General features: G+C 46.5%; 11 protein-coding genes. 5 read left to right on the top strand and 6 right to left on the bottom strand.

Translation table 11 applies throughout. The features are described from left to right. Positions 1-205: 205 nt before the first annotated feature. The 5 genes from GQF01_RS04360 to GQF01_RS04340 all read right to left on the bottom strand — a co-directional run bounded on the left by GQF01_RS04360 (position 206) and on the right by GQF01_RS04340 (position 11,421). Positions 206-5,263: an OmpL47-type beta-barrel domain-containing protein gene (locus GQF01_RS04360; RefSeq protein WP_161405644.1), complete on the bottom strand. Its 5,058-nt coding sequence runs from the start codon at positions 5,261-5,263 to the stop codon at positions 206-208. A gap of 118 nt (positions 5,264-5,381) precedes the next feature. Continuing rightward, entirely contained in the window at positions 5,382-7,055 is a 1,674-nt protein-coding gene (locus GQF01_RS04355; RefSeq protein WP_161405643.1) for an extracellular solute-binding protein, read from the bottom strand. 40 nt (positions 7,056-7,095) lie between these two features. Next, the gene (locus tag GQF01_RS04350; protein WP_161405642.1) at positions 7,096-7,971 is read right to left on the bottom strand and encodes a carbohydrate ABC transporter permease; all 876 of its coding nucleotides are present in this window, start codon (positions 7,969-7,971) and stop codon (positions 7,096-7,098) included. Positions 7,972-7,989: 18 nt separating this feature from the next. Further along, positions 7,990-8,931 carry an ABC transporter permease gene (locus GQF01_RS04345; protein ID WP_161406426.1) on the bottom strand — a complete coding sequence of 314 codons (942 nt, stop codon included), beginning with the start codon at positions 8,929-8,931 and terminating at the stop codon, positions 7,990-7,992. Between the two features lie 258 nt (positions 8,932-9,189). Next, complete coding sequence (locus GQF01_RS04340; RefSeq protein WP_161405641.1) at positions 9,190-11,421, bottom strand: helix-turn-helix domain-containing protein; 2,232 nt, start codon at positions 11,419-11,421, stop codon at positions 9,190-9,192. A 220-nt stretch (positions 11,422-11,641) separates the two neighbouring features. Here GQF01_RS04340 and GQF01_RS04335 point away from each other — a divergent pair, with 220 nt between their 5' ends. The 4 genes from GQF01_RS04335 to GQF01_RS04320 all read left to right on the top strand — a co-directional run bounded on the left by GQF01_RS04335 (position 11,642) and on the right by GQF01_RS04320 (position 15,249). Further along, complete coding sequence (locus tag GQF01_RS04335; protein WP_202556075.1) at positions 11,642-12,424, top strand: SDR family NAD(P)-dependent oxidoreductase; 783 nt, start codon at positions 11,642-11,644, stop codon at positions 12,422-12,424. A gap of 60 nt (positions 12,425-12,484) precedes the next feature. Next, positions 12,485-13,255: an SDR family NAD(P)-dependent oxidoreductase gene (locus GQF01_RS04330; RefSeq protein WP_161405640.1), complete on the top strand. Its 771-nt coding sequence runs from the start codon at positions 12,485-12,487 to the stop codon at positions 13,253-13,255. 141 nt (positions 13,256-13,396) lie between these two features. Then, entirely contained in the window at positions 13,397-14,287 is an 891-nt protein-coding gene (locus GQF01_RS04325) for an ABC transporter permease subunit (RefSeq protein WP_161405639.1), read from the top strand. A 2-nt stretch (positions 14,288-14,289) separates the two neighbouring features. Then, entirely contained in the window at positions 14,290-15,249 is a 960-nt protein-coding gene (locus GQF01_RS04320; protein ID WP_161405638.1) for a hypothetical protein, read from the top strand. Positions 15,250-15,303: 54 nt separating this feature from the next. On the opposite strand, the gene GQF01_RS04315 is transcribed toward GQF01_RS04320, so the two are convergent. Continuing rightward, positions 15,304-17,787, bottom strand: coding sequence for an S-layer homology domain-containing protein (locus GQF01_RS04315; RefSeq protein WP_161405637.1), 2,484 nt, complete (start codon positions 17,785-17,787; stop codon positions 15,304-15,306). 315 nt (positions 17,788-18,102) lie between these two features. On the opposite strand from GQF01_RS04315, the gene GQF01_RS04310 reads away from it, so the two are divergent. After that, a complete protein-coding gene (locus GQF01_RS04310) occupies positions 18,103-18,813 on the top strand; it encodes a metallophosphoesterase family protein (protein WP_161405636.1) in 711 nt (236 codons plus the stop codon). The last annotated feature ends 1 nt before the right edge of the window (position 18,814 follow it).

Genomic DNA, 18,814 nt, shown 5'->3' with positions numbered 1-18,814 from the left:
GAACTACAGGGTCTTATTCAGACTCGGTGGCATGTTTCTCTGGTGAAATTGACAAAATAGATGACCGTAGTTCCCCTACAGGTGGAAAATGTAATTTTTCTGCGAAATAGAGGCCTGCAGTTCCCTCCTCAGGGTAACCTTCTACTTCATAAATAAGGCCTACCATCCAAAAGTAACTTTGGATAGTAGGCTTTTTATTAACTGTTCACTTCCCAGATTTTTGCTTCAAATATTGTAAAGCATCTTGAAGTACTTTAGAAGTCGCACTATCCACATACTTACTGTCTTTAATCATAACATCAAAGTTCGTTGGATCCTTAAGCAGACTTGGACCTAGCACTTTCTGAAGCAAAGCAACCACGTTCTGCAAGCCGTTATAGATGTTTTGGTTTTGGAAATAACCCATATTCCATAATAATCGGAGCAGATCATCCAAATGATCAAGATCCATGATGACCTTCAATATAAAGGTACGTACAATCGTGTTGCCTGCGTTGTCCGTTGCTGTTACTTCAATTGTGTGCTGACCTGGCCACATGCTAAGCGGCGGGAGGTTCATATTAGGGCCGGCAACAGTGCCATCCAGTTTAACCTTAGATGAGGCCACTCCACTTAAAGTATCTGTAATCCCAGCATTCAATACAATCGGATCTGTCCAAAAAACAGTTAAAGGGCCGGTCAAATTAATTGCAGGAGCTTGCGGATCAAAGCGTACTACCGCAGAGTGACTACTTTCTTGATTACCAGCCCCATCAATGCTGTAATACTGAATCGTGTTCTCACCGTAAGTGTTTACTGTAACCGACGTTCCAGAAAGGGGAGCCCCTCCATTTAACGTGTAGTAGGTCATCTGAACACCACTCAGAGCGTCATAAGCCGCTAATGTGACGGTTTGTGGTGTACGCTGCCACCCCTCTAAGGAGGTGTGTGTGGTTATTGGAGCGGTTTTGTCGATGCCAATAATCAAATCTTTCGGCAATTCCTCGTTATTCATCGCATCAATTGAGCGGTACTGGATTTGATATATGCCATCCTCTGCGAAGATGACCGGCTGATCTGTGACAGCCTGCCAGGTTTCAGTTCCACCTAGGATGCGGTACTCTGTCCGCTTAATTCCGACGCCAACAGTCGGATGTGTGGCTGTGAACGCAACTTGCACATTGTGCCTGTTGAATGTTCCTGTGCCCGTCGTTCCGTCCGCAGTTGCTGTTGTCACAGGAGGGGAGACCTCCCGCTTAGTCACCTGGAACGTAAACTCCTTGGTGTTGTTCGTACGATCCATCTCCGTGAAACGCCCGATATCGTTGATATTGACGCTTAGTTGGTACGTGGCGTCTCCGTTAGGCACTTCCCAGTATCCATTTTCACCGCCTGCATTCGTATACAACGTAGCACTGCCACCGACTGGGATCGATTGATTATAGGTATCCGTATAGCCGAACGAACCGCCATTTAGTCCGAAAACAGCTCCAGTTATTAGGCCGGCAGGTGTGGGGAGAAGACCGACATTTTTCACTGTGACATAGAAGCGGACGCCTGTTTGGCCGGCATAAGGATTGGCGGGATCCGTTCCAAGGTCGGTTACGATAAGATCAGGGCCAGGTGTTAAGGGCTGGCGTTCCAAACTCAAAAATTCAAACGATTGATGGATAATACGCCCGTTTTTAGCGACAATTTTGATGATATGGTTGGCCAAAGGCAGGCCCGTTTTTTCGAAAACGAGCTTCTTCGCACCTTGTGTGTTTGCCGTTTTCAAATCAACAGTTGCTTGCAGGACATCATCGATATAAACGTCTGCCAACCCTAAAGTTGACTCAATATCGGAGTACCAACGAATTCCTGTACCTTTGAAACCTATAGCGGCATAATCACCAGGTGTTGTCGTTTCATGAAGATCCGCACCATTTGCACCGGGAGCGAAGGTTGCAGCGGAATAATAGGTATTTGTGCTGGAATGAACGACATTGGTCCAAAGGGTTTGAGGTGTTTCATCCAAGAGACCTTCTTTCAGCTCGAACCAATCGAAGTAGCCGAATACGTTATCGCTGCTCTTGACGATGGACAGCACAAGATTGCTTACGTCAGCAGGCATCATGACATTGTATTCGATTGTTGTATAAACATTAGGCTCTGTTCCAGGCAAATCAATAGATCGAATCACCTGATTGTTAACTACGAGATTGACCTTTTTATTCGCTGCTGAACTATATTTGAGTTTAAGAATATAATTGGTATTTGCTTTGACAGGAGGTTTTAGCATATTCATTCGCCCTTGTGTATAATACATCCCAACGAATGTGCCATGATGGGTCACACCCTCCAGCTCCGTTTGTTCCGCTTCAACATGCAAAGCTCCAGTCGACGTAGTGGTAAAAGGGGAGGCAGGCAAAGATAAGGAAGATATGGCTAAAGGGACGCTTGGCAACGATTCGTTACCCGAATCATCGTAAGCGATCAACGTATAGGAGTGTGCACTTTCTGGACTGACATCTTGATGTGAAAAGCGTGTTACTGCTCTAGGAAGCTTCGCAAGGAGTAAGCCGTTATCGTACAGTTTATAACCGGCTACCTCAGCATTATCCGTAGAAGGCTGCCATGTCAGCTTGATATTTTTGTATGAAACGGCACGTGCTTGCAGCGTTGGTGTGCTCGGTACGGAAGTCTCGTACGGTGTCAGAATGTATTGAACGGCTTCACCAGGCTGGATCGTCTCCGATAACTGCGCACCCGAAGCGGCGTCAACAATGGAAAAACTGCGTGCAGCCGCATACGTGTTACCTGCGCCAAAGCGTTCTGCCGCATATTGAATGTTAGCAGGCAGGGTAACATTGACGTTCATCGTGACTGGAGTCGTTTCGAAATTAACGAAGTTGAGCAGGATTTTATTGGATTTGGCACCGGTACTGCTCACACCAAGGCTCGATGTATCCACCGCACGGAAATAAGCTTTTTTCCCGGCAAGCTCATTCTGATTGGTATACACATAAGGGAGTGGTTTCCCATGCGTACTATAGGCAAGCGCTAAACGGCGGAAAACCTTCAAACGCGTTTCGTCGGGATCGCTGGCATTCAACCAGGCTTCAGCATCGTCCGCTGAATTCATCACGATGTCTTCTTTGAGCAAGCTGTACTCTCGGAAGTAAGCGGCATGCTGCATAATATAGTCCAGATAGCCAATCGTACTGCGCGTTTCCCGATCGAAGATGGAGGCGAAGCGGTGGGTGAAGGTGTCATAACGATTATTGTCGGTATGAAAATCATTCGCTCCCGTTTCAGTCATCATCATCGGCCTAGCCAATCCGTCACCCTGATACTCAGGAAAGGTTTTGAGTGTCTCTACAAGCGCGCCGCCTTCACCACTAGATATCCCGCTTAAGGTATAGCTGTGACCATTCGTCATATCGGTATAATCTTCAATCTGTTTCCGGTAGGCAGGATCACGCTCCCAGCCATCAGGAATGCCTTTGGAAGGCCAATAGGCCCAGCCAGGAGAAACCGCTTTCAACCAAGGGTTTAACAATGGTTTTTGCTCACTAACATATTTGGCGAGCGCCAAATCGGCGGCAAAGGCATTGTTGAACACACCAGGTTCATTATCAAGCTCCAGGTATTCAAATAAATCCCCATTTTCAGCAATGAGGTTGTTGTAGTACTCTTTCACTTTCTCTGGGACAACGCCAGACGAGAGCTCAGGGTCCTTGATGTAGGTACCGAATGGCAGCAGCACAGGGGCTAAATTCAAATCGCGCAAGGCCAATAGCCATTCACGCGAGAATTGACTGGAACGAATGACGTTGCCGCTGTAGGCAAGGCCCAGCCACTTGGTTACTTCCATCGTTTGCAAATCGCGGTCTTTCAAAACATGCGAGACTAGCGCCGTTCCCAGATGGATATATCGCCCGTGAATGGGTTCGGTTGCGGGAGCTCCCAGCGCTTCAAGTTTGGCATAATCCCACTCGAACCAATGAAATTCATCGCCTTCAGTTCCTGCATACAAACCTCGATCGAGTGAGAGTTTCAGCTCATTAGGTCCAACCTTCAGCATTTCCTTAGGAATATACAGCTCGTAAGTTTCTTTGAATTTGCGGGTCGTATTTCCGCCGTTAAGGCCAACAATCTGGATTAATCCAGCCATCGTATCATTGGAAAATACAGCTAACTGCGGAACGGAAACATAGGCATCGAGGCTCCTGAAGCTGAATTGTACGCCATAATCCGGAATCGCGGCGAGGTCGTAAGTGATAGACATCGTACCATTACGGCTAAGCTTTAAGCCTTTGGATAAGGAACTCCAATCTGTGCGAGTAGCCCAGTCAGAAGGGAGGGTGAAGGCCTCAAGAGGAGTCGTGTGATAATCGCTAAATTCAGTTGAAAGCTGATCATCAAGTCCAATCCTCCAAAGCGTCGTATACACAGGTGCGGGTTCCACAGCTTTAGTTAACGTGTAAAAAGAAGTTGAAAACAGGGTCTTGCCAACCGGCTGTGCAGACGTTTCTTTCAACCGAACCTGAATTTGTCCCGTGGTGTAATTGAGATTATCCAGCTGAAGCGGGTTTACGGTTACGGTTTGCCAAGTGTATCCGCGATCCGTGCTGTATTCATAGGCTGCCAAATCCGCATAACCGGGAACAGGCGTCCATCCGAATGTATTGGCTGTGTCATCCTGCACGGGATTCGTTGGTGCATCAGGCAGCACATAAGGTGTCAAGTAGGCCCCGGTTATTACTTGCTGGGCAATTCCCGGACCTTGCCAGGAGACAGCCAAGTTGTCATTGGAGGTGTTCTCCTTGTGCAGCGCCTCGATATAATATCTTTTGCCACTTGATAGCGGAATGACCACAGATTTCTGAGTGGGAGACTTGTTCCACTCCCTAGGCTTGGCGAAGACCGTGTTCCACGCTATTTTCTCCTTGTGCGCAGGATCGCCATCTGGACTAAGCCATAATTCGGAGCTGTCATCTGCAGCAATCCAGAAGGTGTAACCACCGCTAACGGGTGGCGACAGAAAACCATAAACGCGAGAACCATAGAGATCCCCCGTATTGTTAGGGGTCTCAAAGCTTGTGAGTACCCTCGAACCCGTAGGAGGAGCCTTTAAAGGGATCTGTTCTACTTTCCCGCCAGGAATATTATTCCAATAGTCCTGGGTAATGCCTGTTCCCGCAGCCAAAGCGCGGTTAGCGGGGAAGATGGGGAGCAGTGAGACAATGATTGCCGACAGAAGGATTGAAACAAGGAGTTTTGACTTGTGTAGGGATCTCATAATTACCTCCAAATGAACGAGATTATCAATAGGATTCCCTAATCCTATCCGGGGTCCACGTCATGTGTAGGCGGTGCTCCGACACAGCTAGCTCTAAGAGCACCGCTCCTCCTTCGTATTATTTCAACTCATTCTGGGACTGCTCTGCGAATTTGTACAAATCATCAATACTAAATATTTTGGTTTTGTTGCTTTCATACCATTTGGCATAATAATCATCGACTTGCTTGCCGCCAGCTTTGTCCCATACATCCTTAGCATCCTTGATGGCTTGTTGTGCCGTATAGCTTGTGCCACCTACCAAAGCTTTCAACCAAATGTCGCCTTTGTCGATATTGTTGGACTTGCTTGTGCTTTTCACAATCGCTTGGAGGTCATCAGGCAAGACTGGTAAGAAGTCATTACCCAGCGAAGGAACAGGACGCTCTTTGTTGATATAGATTTCTTTGGATTTGAGGTTGATATCGAGCAGTTCTTTCTGCGCAGGTACTTCAGGGCGAAGGTTCACCAGATACACTTCCGCGCATTTGCCAAGCAACAAATCGGATCTCATCATGTTCAAATCGTCGGTATAAAGCTCTTTCTTATTCTTCTCCGTGTCGATAGGCTGCAAACAGCCATTCGAACCTTTCTGTGAATGCGTACCTTCGATGCCGTTCTTCAGTAAGCTGGCATGCTCGGGATCTACCATCCAGTCAATATACTGCATAATGGCTTTCGGATCTTTGGCTTTGGCGTTAACGACACCGACCATTTGCACAGGTGTGCTGATAATCGGGCTGAATTGACCGAATTGGCTTTTTGGCAAAGCCATTGGAATGACCTTAGCCGTAGGATTGTTTTTCTTCAATGTTTCATAGTTCGAGATCGTAAACCAGGCACTATCGATCGCGAAAATCCCTAATTTGCCATTCATGAAATCCTGGATGCCTTTTTGTCCGTTTTTATCCGTGAGAAAATCCTTATCGACTAAACCGTTGTCAAACAGGCGCTTCTGGAATTCGACAGATGCCTGAAGGCGCTCCCAATCATGAACAAATGTCCCGTTTTGTTCGGCCCAATCGATCGAACGACCGAAGATATGGCTGATCACGGAGAAGCCGACACCGCTCAGGTTGATACCGAACGTATCCTTTTTACCGTTGCCATCGGGATCTTGATTCACGAAAGCATTGGCCACATTGTACAATTCCTCTGTCGTTGTAGGTACTTGCAGGTTCAGCTTCTGGAGCCAATCCTCACGGATTAGAAGCCGATGATGCGGTGCAACGACATTTAAACGTCCAATTTCATATAATTTACCGTCTTCCTTAGTGCCAATCTTACGCAGCAGGGGGTACTTCTCCAGAATTTGTTTGTAGGTCGTGCTGTATTTGTCAACCATTTCATCAATCGGCATCAACAATTTCTGTGAGTACCAGCTGTTCCTGTAATTGGCATCATACTCGAGAATCAAATCCGGCGCACTTCCTGAGGCAAACAAGGCATTAAATTTCGGGAACGATTCCCAGCGAGGCACGGGTGTATATTTCACATCGACGGGACCATTCTTGTTGATCCAATCGACCCAGCGGTTTTTATCCCAATTGCCTTCCTCTGGAGGAATATTACCCCGATCATACACGGAAACGTTAATCGCTCCTCTTTTGGCAGCTTCGGCTGCCGGGCTTGCATCTGGACTGGTTTTCGTCCCTGGATCCTCGACTTTGGGTGTGGAGCAGCCGGCCAAAACGGCAGCGCAGACGAGTGTGGACAGGATGGCCTTTCGATGGCCCTTAAGTACCTTAAACATGGAAATACCCCCTTAGATATTCGTATTCATGTCTTCCGTCTTATCCTTTAATTGCGCCGATCATAACCCCTTTTACAAAGTACTTCTGTAAGAAAGGGTAGACGATTAACATAGGCACTATGAGTACGATCACACCGGCCGATTTGATGGATTCTGGTGTCATTTGCTGCAAATCATCCGGTCTCACGGAATTAAGTTCTTGAAGAATGGATTGACTGGCGACCATTTGTTGAATCATAACCGCCAAGTTCATCCGAGTGCTGTCATTGATAAACATGAGTACATGCAGAAAGGAGTTCCAATATCCGACGCCATAAAATAAAGTCAATGTGGCCAAGACTGGGAGAGATAGTGGGAGAATAATCCGAGTAAGAAGTCGCCATTCGCCGCAACCATCCATGCGAGCTGCCTCTTCAAGCTCTTCAGGCACATTCATGAAGAAGGTGCGCAGTACAAGCATATTAAAAGCGCTGATCAGCCCTGGCATCCATATGGCGCCGTAAGTGTCCAATAAGCCGAGACTTTTTACAATGAGAAAAAGAGGAATGAGTGGCGTCCCGAACAGCATGGTAAATACGATCGCCAGTGTAAAAAAACGACGTGCGTAGAAGTATTTCTTGGCTAACGGATAAGCTGCCATGATGGTAAACCACATGCTGAGCACAACACCTACAACGGTTATAACGATACTATTGCTGAAAGCTTTAACCATGTTTGTGCCACTATATAAGGCCTTATATGCTTCTATGGTCCAGCCTTGCGGCCAGAGAGTTACATGCCCGGATACAATCGCTTGATAACTGCTCAGAGATAGAGAAATGATGTGCAGCAAAGGAAGGACGCAGCTTAACGCTGCAAGTCCTAGGAACATATAGTTGATTGTATAAAAGATTTTCTCGTCCCACGTTGATTTCATGAGGGGGAGGCTCCTTTCTTACCACAGTCCTTGATCGAATTTACGGGCAAGTTGATTCGCAAGGACGACGAAGAAGAAGCCGACCAGAGATTCAAATAACCCAACTGCCGTAGTCAAACTGAACTGTCCTCCCTGGACACCTACGATAAAGATATAGGTGCTGATGACACTTGAGACATCTGAAACAGCTGCATTTTGAAGTGTGTATACGTGGTCAAATCCGACTTCCATGACATTTCCCATACTCAGAATCAGCATGAGAATAATCGTGCTGCGAATACCAGGCAGCGTGACATGCCAGATCTGCTTCCATTTGGACGCTCCGTCGATACTAGCAGCTTCGTATAGATGTGTGTCGATCGAGGTCAGAGCTGCCAGATAGATGATCGCTCCCCAGCCAGCTTCTTTCCAGATTCCAGAGCCGAGGAAGATCGCTATCCAGCTGTGTTCCTGATACAAGAAGGCAGTGGTGTGTCCTGTCCATAGCTCTAAGAGTTTGTTAATGATACCGGATTGCTGGGAAAATATCGTAACGACAATGCCTCCGACAATTACCCATGAGAAGAAGTGAGGCACATAGATCAGCGTCTGAACAATCCTTTTGAAGCGCATAGCACGAACTTCATTCAAAAGAATGGCAATAATGATTGGGAAAGGGAAGCCAGCAACGATACTTAATAAGCTCAAAGTAACCGTGTTACGGATGATGGTCAGGGTCTGAGGTTGGGTGAAAAGTGCCTTGAAATGTTTGAGGCCAACCCAAGGGCTTCCCCAGATGCCTTCCATCAGGTTGTAGTTCTTGAAGGCAATGACGTTACCTAATATTGGAAAGTATCGGAAAATAATGAAGTAAGCAATGACCGGCACAAACATCATCAATAAAGGCAGGTTTTGTTTGAAACGTCGACGGGGCTGCAGCAACTTGGCCGTATGGCGAGTATATCTTCGAGTCGTCATCATGGGGGCTGATTGCGTACTGTCTAGTGGTGTTTGCGGCACTCAGTGGCACCTCCTTTCGTGGATAGATTGAACCATCTCGTAGCTCCTTTGCCGTCGATGGAATCAATGTACCTCAGAAGGATAACCAATCTCAATATACATGAATTAGGGCATAAACTCTTTTGAAACCCTTGCTGTACAAGGCTTAAGCGAATTCCTGCAGAGATGAATAAACAACAATTAACAATATACTTTTCTTGATGAACGGCATTGTTCGGATTACTTGCGATAATCGCCAGGAGTAACCCCCGTATATTTCTTGAAAGCGCGAATAAACGAGATGGCATTCGTGTATCCAACTTTAACTCCGATGTCCTGAACGGAATATCGACTGCTTTGGAGCAACTGTTGCGCTTGTTCCATTCGGATTTTAACGAGATAATCGACGAATTTTTCCCCGAATTCCTCCTTGAATGCACGGCTGATCTGCGAGGCATGAAGCTGAAATTGTTCACTTAGCGAGGTAAGCGACAACTCAGGATCTGCATAATGCGTCTCCACATAGGAACGAATTAGGCTCATGATGGCATGCGTGGTTCTGACTTCACGAATAACAGCCATCTGCTGAGAGACTTCTTCCAATAAGTGAAAATAATCCGCATATAATTCTTCAATCGTATCGAACTGCTGAGTAGCGTCGTTCAGCTTGGGCAAAGCAATTTGCAAGGATTCTTGCAGTTCAGAAGATAGCTCCATCATTTCTCGGTGTAAATAATAAGCGAAGTAATTCATGAGATTTCGGATCTCTTCGGTGGAGAATAGACCAACTTTTAATTCGGTGAAAATTTGTTCCAAAGCTGGCTTCCAACCCTTGTCCCCCAAGCGAAACGACTGAGCCAGTGATTTGATCAGCGGCAAGTGCTTATACATTTCCTTCTCTTCGGAAGCTTCGGCTTCCCAGTGGTACAGAACTTTATTCGTCCCTAAGGTTGATTTAAACCGAAGTACATGGATCGCAGCCTCATAGGAATGCACCAGCTCTTGGACTTGTCCAACCACGGGTCCGACACCGAGCGTAATGCGGAAATGCAGATGCTGCTCGACCCAGGAGCGAATATTTTCGCACAGATTGGCTGCGTGCTTCTCACTGCTTTTAACATTCTCATCGGCAAATATCACAACACTAAGCCTATGAGTAGCCATCCACTCCGCCCATACGGTGAGGCCAAGCGATTCCGCTGTTTCATATACGACTCGGCTTAGTACAAATTTCAGCAATTCTTGATCCTTCTGAGAGAACATCCGGCATAGTTCCATGTATTTATCCATCTCAATGACTGCAGCGGCTAGCTGACTGAAGCCAGAAGGCAAGTGCAGCCGATTCATCTCGATCTTCCAGTCTTCATAATTGACCGTGCGGCTGCCTTCCAGCCATTCTTTGAAAAAGTGCCTCTGCCTGAACACGATATCTTCCTCATGCTGCTTCTCATAGCGGCTGGATAATTCCATGAGATTGCTAATGGCACGATCAATATAATGGAATTCATCCTTTTTCTTTCCCTCGAAACTCATCGACTGTAGGTCGGAAAAGGAGTGGATACGCGACATAAGCAGCTTAATCGGCCGGTAATTGCGATGTGTCACATAAGTCATCCAGACACCGCCAAGAACAACCATAACTAGTCCCAAACCGATCCATACATAAGAGAAGACAGAGGTGAACGTGTACAAATACTCATCGTTGAGACCACTGCGGTATTCCCAGTTCGTATAGCCGGAGTGAATACGGGCCAGTTCAGACCCTCTTTGTTTAGATCCTGTAGCTGCATGCGTATTTCCGGAAGCCAACAGCTGATTGCCTGCGGGATCATAGACTTGGATGAAGCTGATCTTTGAATTGGTCATATCACGGATCATTCCAACAATCGAATCCATACTGATATTGACGACGATGATGCCTTTTTGCCCGGATAAAAGTGGAAACTTTCGCACTAAAGAAATGACGACCTTATGTCCATCCATCTCTGTAAATTCTTTGAAGAGCCGCTGATTTGTCAGTTGGTATTGAGAAGGGCTCTTCATCATCTCATCTATAAAAGCTCTATCGCCGAAACGATCTGCTGATATCATCGTGTTGGGGCTAATGACCATTTGATCCGAAGCTCGGTAAAAATAAACGGAGTCAATGAACTTGTTGTAGTTCATCATCCCCCGAATTAATTCTGTGATCTCATAGGCAGAGTAATAGGGGTTTCCCTCTAATTTGTTGTCAAAGAACTGGTCAATCCGCTCATTTGTCTGCAACTCCTTAATGACATTTTCGTCAATCGTCTTCAAGGTATAGTCCACCGACTGCATGATATGTAAAGCATAGGTTTTATTTGCATTTTCAGCTTCTCTTTTGGACAATTGGCTGATGGAAAGAATAATGAGCACAATGAGGACGGAAGTAATCATAAAAAAGACAGGCAAATAAGAGAATAGAAGCCGATAAAACCATGGTTTTGTCATAAAAAACGCTCCTCTAAAATAATACATAGGCCATGAAATAAAACTGCTGCAGTGTACGTAATGCGCTTCACTGTCGTACGTTATATGCCAAATATGCATAGATCATGCTTGTATTCGTTAATCCGATAGTTGTCAATCATAGATTGTCGAATGAATGATTTTGAGAAATTAATACAATATTAAACGATGCAGATGATTTACAAACATTGGAGGAGAATCGATGACTAGCCATCAATCCATAGGAATACTCGACAAGAAAGTAGTGCTGATCACTGGCACTGGAGGCGGAATGGGCCGCGTCGCAGCGCAGGTTTTTGCGCGAGAGGGCGCAAAGGTCGTCGGGTGCGACATCAATGTCGATGCCAACAACGAGACAGTAGAACTCGTTCGTCGCTCCGGTGGTGAGATGAAGGGCGTAGCGCCGATTAATCTCACGATCCCTGAACAAGCCGAGCAGCTTGTCCAAGAAGCTGCGGCAGCGTTCGGCGGACTCGACGTGGTCTACAATAATGCAGCCATGCAGCGCTTCGGTCCTATGCCGGATTTCTCTATTGAAGACTGGCGGACGACCATAACTGGTGAACTCGATATCCCTTTCTTCGTGTCCAAGTACGCATGGCCGCATCTGGTTAAGCGGGGTGGGGGAGTCATCATCAACATCGCGTCCGTAGCTGGTATGATCGCTGGCGAAACCCCGCCGATGATCGCGCACTGTGCAGCGAAAGCAGGCGTTATCGGCATGACGCGGCAGCTGGCGCTTGAAGGTGCGCCTCACGGAATCCGCGCAGTAGCGATCAGTTCAGGGCCAGTCTTGACCCCGGCCAGTGACCGCGACCTTGGTGACAATCAAGCGGCCCGGAATGCGATAACGAGTAAGACGCTCCTGAAGCGATTCGGTCAACCCGAAGAGATCGTGGAGCTCGCTGCATTCCTTGCCTCAGACCGCGCGGCCTATATCACAGGTGTCAACTACGCGGTTGACGGTGGCGCTTCAGCTTGGTAAGCGAGTTATAGAAGGTAGTAGTTCGGATACATATTCATATCGGATCTAAGGAGTAGTGAAATGGGAAAACTGGATGGTAAAGTGGCTTTAATCACAGGAGGCAATAGCGGAATTGGTTTGACAACCACCAAGCTCTTCATCTCGGAAGGCGCAAAGGTCGTCATTACGGGCCGGAATCAAGCGACATTAAATGAGGTAGCACATGAACTTGGTCCGAGCGTCCTTGCCTTCCAAGCGGATGCAACCGATCCTGCAAGCATGGATCATGCGTTGTCTCAAGCCGTCGCAACTTTCGGAGGACTTGACATCGTCTACGCGAATGCTGGCATTTCGTCTGCTACGCCATTAGGAGGCACAGAGTTTTCCGTTTTTGAAGAAGTTCTTAGAATAAATGTGACAGGTTCATTCTTCACGGTGCAATGCGCTTTGCCGTATCTGAAGGAAGGGGCTTCTATCATCTTGACCGGTTCAACGCGAGCAACAGATGGTGCGCCTGGAAGATCCGCTTACGCGGCGAGTAAGGGAGCCATAAGCAGCATGGCAAGAGTGTTGGTTACCGAACTGTCGCCGCGAGGTATCCGCGTAAACACTGTTGTGCCTGGGGCAACTCGCACGCCGATTTGGAAAAAATCGACGCCTGAAGAAACCGCGAAGCTTGAGGGTTCACAGGCGCGTACAATACCGCTTAACCGTATGGGCAATCCTGAGGAAATAGCCAATGCGGTATTGTTCCTGGCCTCTGATGAATCATCATTCGTGCAGGGAGCAGAAATTACCGTTGATGGGGGAGCACGCTCAGCGCCTTTAGGAGCTCCTATATATCGAGGTTAGCAGTTTATTGGTAGTAAAACAACGGCAGCGCGTACTTTCGCTGCCGTTGTTTCATTGTTGGCGATTGTTATTGTGTCACACTTTGAAGGCGCCAATTGTCCTATTAGTATCCAAATATATATACGTAGGAGTTTGAACTTAATGAGAGTCATTATGAAGTGGGCTTTACTTAGCCTCTTTACTATAGCAGCCGTATTTCTAATGAGCCATGTTAATAAAGCCTTCATTCATGCGGTTCCTGGCAAGCTGCAGGAATCAGGAATTTCATTTCATACCTATTGGGTTTCCGTCAAGGCCTCCTTACAGAACTACTCACATGGCAATCTAGGGATCATTCGCACCGGAGCCTATGAGATTGCCGTAACAAGTATTCTAAAGAAAACGATCGTCCGCACTTGCACTTACCTAATACCCGGCCTAATCACTGGTGTGTTATTAGCTGTATTGCTGTCCCTTGTAGCTTCAATGTGGCGGACGATAGGGAGATTGATAGATTCGGTTCACGCCGTATTGAGCGGGCTCCCGGATTTTCTGCTGATTGTTCTCATACAGCTCACATCCATTTATTTAACTCGTATGACAGGAAGGAACGTTATTCTGGTTGCGCATTACGGCAATCATGTCCCGTTCCTGATACCGTTTCTTGCGATCGTCCTTATTCCTGGGGTCTTGATTTACGGCACTTTGCGGCTGGCGATCGAACGTGAAATGTCGCAGGAGTACATCACGACAGCGCTTGCCAAAGGATTGACATGGCGGGAAGTTCTTGTCCATCACATTATCCGCAATATTAGGGTCGACCTGCTGACGGTGCTGCCCAAAGCGACGACGTTGGCGCTTGCAAGCATGGCAGTGGCGGAAGCCATGTGTGATATTCTTGGGCTGGGCGGATACATTGTAAGTCCCAGAATGCAAAATATAAGCGCCACCCCGATTTTTTGCATCGTTCTGGCGATTCTGGCCATTCTTTTTCACATCCTGTATGCAATGCTCGGCAAAGTCTTTGTCGTGCGAAACAGGGAGGGGGCATGACCATGAAAAGGAAATCTGCGAAACCGTTCTATTTCGCATGTGCAATCATCGTTGTCATTGTTATATTAGCGGTATTCGGCGGGATGCTGAAGCCACATGGGCTTACGAATGCGGATAAAGTCGTCTTGCATACGGAAATCATCGACGGTCAAATGACTTTCAGCACGCCACCTTTCTCACCGAATGCTACTTATCTCCTTGGGAGTGACCACAGGGGATTTGATATGCTGAGCTTGCTGTTGAATGGCTTGAAATACACATTGGGTTATGCCGCTTTATTAACGGCTTTAAGATTTATGTTTGCTGTACCGCTTGGCATGTGGTCAGGGACGACGGGGCGTGGTGCCGGCGTATTGAGAGCCATGCAATGGGTCATCTCTGCCGTACCGGCATTCTTGTTTCTGTATCCGCCGCTAGCAGGCATGTTCTTCGGACTTGGCTTAAACGAGATAGACAAAGCGAATCCTCACAGCTTTGTGCTGTTTACGATCGTCTTTTTCGTCATGGTCACCATCATTGGCGTCTTTCCTCTAGCTTACCAGATTGCCGAAAGAGCCCGCTTTTACAATCAGAAACCTTATGTCGATGCTTCTCGTTTGATGGGCGGAACACCTCTGCACAGGATCTTAAAGCATATCTTTACTAGCATGCGACTTGAATTGCTTTATATGGCTATCAGCGAATTCATCCTTGTACTTTTTCTTATGGGGCAGTTGGCGATTTTCAATATTATTATCGGAGGTTCAGAAACGTTGGTGATGGTAGATCAGTTAGTGCCAGGGGAAGTGCCGTACCTGGTTTATCAGACGAAGACTGGCGAGTGGACTGCGATGATTGCTTACGGAGCCAAGTATATCCAAATTTATCCCTATATCGTAATAGAAGCGGGCATAGCTTTCGCTTTATTGATTCTTTCCTTGCAGTTTTTCCTGTATCAATTCAAGAAACGTGCTCAATTGTAGTCACAGAGTGGAGAAAGACGCTCTTCCGCTATGGGAAAGGCGTCTTTCACTTGCTTAATAACCTAATGTAACGTTACACCATGCCCGCTGCATGGAGGGAGTAATGAGCTCGATGCTGAAGCTTTGCAAATTTTTCTTCGAATAGTCCATGGACCCATCTGACTTCCGGGCAGCAGGCTCATAATGTAGCCGGAACTGGTCATCAATCCAGATTTTATCCTTTAATGCCTCGTCGCCAACGCTCCATTTAGGTGGAAATTTATTATCGGTATCAATCGTCACTTGAACTTTCAGCCGATCAAGGTTATCTACGAAGTCCGTGACATAACCATCACTGGTGTTCTGATATTTGTAGCCGAATTGGTCGGTTGCCTGAATGAAATATTTAAAAAAGCCACTTTCGGTTTTCACGCTCTGACCATTATTGTCACTAAATTTAAGGAATTCCCACACGTAAGGATTACTCTCAAGGTAGTCGGAGCCTTTTATTTGTTCCGATTTACCGTCCGCCTTAAGGATGGTATAAACGGTGTTTAAGTTGAATTGAAGGGTCGTATTTTTCAACGCTACCGCTTTTGCTATCGGCTCGCCATAGTCGACAGTCACTTGTTGTTTCGTTAATGTTTTTAATCCGCTAGGTGTGTAAAATGTGACGTTGACGTTCAATAATTCCGTCGGTTGGATGCCATACGCTTTGTACACGGGGATGCCCGATGTATTCACGCTTGAGGCGGCCAGAATCGCATCTTTTGTATCTGCTGAGACTTCTTGAATGAGGGAAATCGACTTGCCTTTCGCATCTTTGCGTACTTTCGTTATATCGATTCTTCTGTTCTTGTCATCCGAAGCGATAATGTTGATTTCTTTTCCATAATAATCATATTTCGTATTCATAGTTGCAACATCATCCGCACTGCCGATTACTTTGCGCTCGAACAAATATTTTCCTGCGGCAAAATGATCATCAAGCATATCCAACTCGTACTTCATCAGGGGATCGTAATCCTTCCAGTTGTAAATCTCTAAGTTAGCAGCGACCGAGGTGATCAATTCTGCGGTGTTTTTATTGATTACGGCTGCTGTGATTGTATAATGTGAGCCTTCTGGACTAACTGCTTGCTGGTTCGGTTTAAATATAAATTTATTCAGATCACCGCTTTTGTCTACAGGCATCTGCCAAGTTAGGATGCGCTTGTCCGACTCGGCGGAACTGGCTTCATCCCATGGAGATTCAAAAATCCCTCCGGCGCTTTGCAAACTAGGCCCACCGGAAACCCTTTCGAGCTTATATTCGATCATGTATGGAGTGCTATCAAGAGCGGAGGCTGCATTGAATGCCTTTCCATATTGATCTTTAATGGTAAAAGCGAATCCTTGCGGCTGCTCATTTTCTGCGAGTACAACCATATCTTTGGTATTAACTTCAATGCTCGTGGGAATGCGCATAGGTGTGACTTTATAGGTCTGGCTTGCGGTTGCATCGCCAACATGAGTAAGGCTAGCTGTGATCGAAACGTCATCTTCGGATTTGACCTCCTTGATGACAATTTTGCCCAGTCCAACATAGCTTTGACCGATAACTGGGTTATCGAGTGCAAGGCCTCCGGAAGCGGATATATCCAAATAACCACATCTGTATAGGGTTTCAATTTGGCTCAGGGTAAACTCGTAGTTATCTGGACCCGTCACTTTCAGGCCGATCACTGGCAGCTGTCCAAGTAGAGATATATTTCCATCAGCATCATAATACCTATCTCCGACGCTAAGTTTAACCGATTCATCGAGTTCAATTTTAGTCGGCAGTACGGTTATGCCAGGAGGTAAACTCTGAGTGATAGATGGACTGCCTAAGACAGGGCTCGCATGCGATTGGAAGGCAAGTCTCGCTTCAAAGCTGGCTAGCGCTAGCGTTTTGCGAGTGGAAGGGGCTTTACCTCCGAAGCTTCCGACGGCTACATTCGTCATGAGCTTATTCTGAATCGCCAGGGTGACGTAGCTTTTGGCCCAGTCGTCTACTGTGCTGTCTGGCGTCGGTGTGATCCCGGTAACCTGCCACTTCAGCCCACGAATCAAGAAAGCAGCTAACTCTTGACGGGTTACTTGGCCCGCTGGGTTGTACAGCTTGCCATCCGCGTCGACGCCGTTCGTTAGTCCGGCTAATCGCAACGCTTCGATATAGGGGACGGCATAGCCGTTAGCGGGATCATCAGCATGCACATCGGTAAACGACGATTGTGCAACTGTTGTTGGAATCGGCAGGGCAAAGATAATGGCAGCAACCTTGGCAAACTGAGCTCGATTCATTTTCTCGTTTAATCCAAACGTATGGTCCGAGACGCCATCGAACACATTTTCTCGCATCAACGTGTCAAATTTGTCTTTGATGTCCTTCGGTAAATCCATCAAATCATTAAATTTCTCTGTCTGTTGTACCATTGAAGTTCGGTTATCATGAACGGCGTCATTCTCCGCATGGGTAACCGGGATTAAAGTTAAGATAATGAGGACTAACGACAATAATGATACAAGCCACTTCATTCACAACACCTTCTTATCCCATAATTTCAATACGATTGCAGAACGTTTAACTGAAACAATTCGTTCTTGGTACAGGATCCAATCCGCCCCTTTCTTCTTGTACTTACAAGCTTACGTTAAAAGTATAGTTAGATAGACGAGTAATTTGTAAGCGATTTCAACCAAAACATTAGGCTGAATCAACCTTTTTTGTGGTCTATTTGTGCTGCGCCCGGTAAACCGTAGGGCTTGCCATTTGATGCTAAGCTAATTGCAGATAGGAAATTTTCATTTTATACTAGTAAAATTGAAACCAGACACCAGGGGGAGAACGAGATGAAAAGAATGCTTGTCATTAGCGATATTCATGGGGAGCTCGAGAAATTCGAAGGTTTACTGGAAACGGCGGGGTATCATCCCGAAAACGATCAACTGATTCTACTTGGTGATTATGTGGATCGTGGTCCGAATGCAAGGGGAGTCCTAGATAAGGTGATCACTTTACAAGAAGCAGGAGCGCTCGTTCTCAAAGGCAATCACGAGGATTTAATGATTAAAGCATTAACGACGCAGGAAGAGCGCGCTTGGAAGCGTTGGGCACAAATTAACGGCGGCGATATGACGCTTAGAAGCTATGGGTTTACTGAAGCTGATTTCGCAGTCGATGAGCAGGCAGAAGCGTTCATAAAACCAACGCTGCAATCGGAAATTCTAACGCAGCACTTGGCATTCATAACGAATCTTCAGCACTATATTGAAACGGATGAGTATATCTTTGTGCATGCCGGTGTACAGCCAGGAACTCCTGTTTCTGAAACGGACCCGCATACATTAATGTGGATTCGAGAAGAATTTCATAAGGGATATTCCGGCAAAAAAATCGTGATCTTCGGCCACTCATCCACAGATACGCTGCATGGCGATTCAGACAACTTTCATGTTTACTTTGGTGTGAATCGGATTATCGGTATTGATGGTGGTGCCGTTTACGGAGGGCAATTAAATTGTCTAGAGTTACCAAGCCAAGTGGTCTATTTGTTTAAGTAAG

The organism is Paenibacillus silvestris (genome assembly GCF_009882985.1).
Lineage (GTDB): Bacteria > Bacillota > Bacilli > Paenibacillales > NBRC-103111 > Paenibacillus_E > Paenibacillus_E silvestris.
Note: the sequence above shows the minus strand (reverse complement) of the source record. Positions and strands in the feature narration are given on the sequence as shown.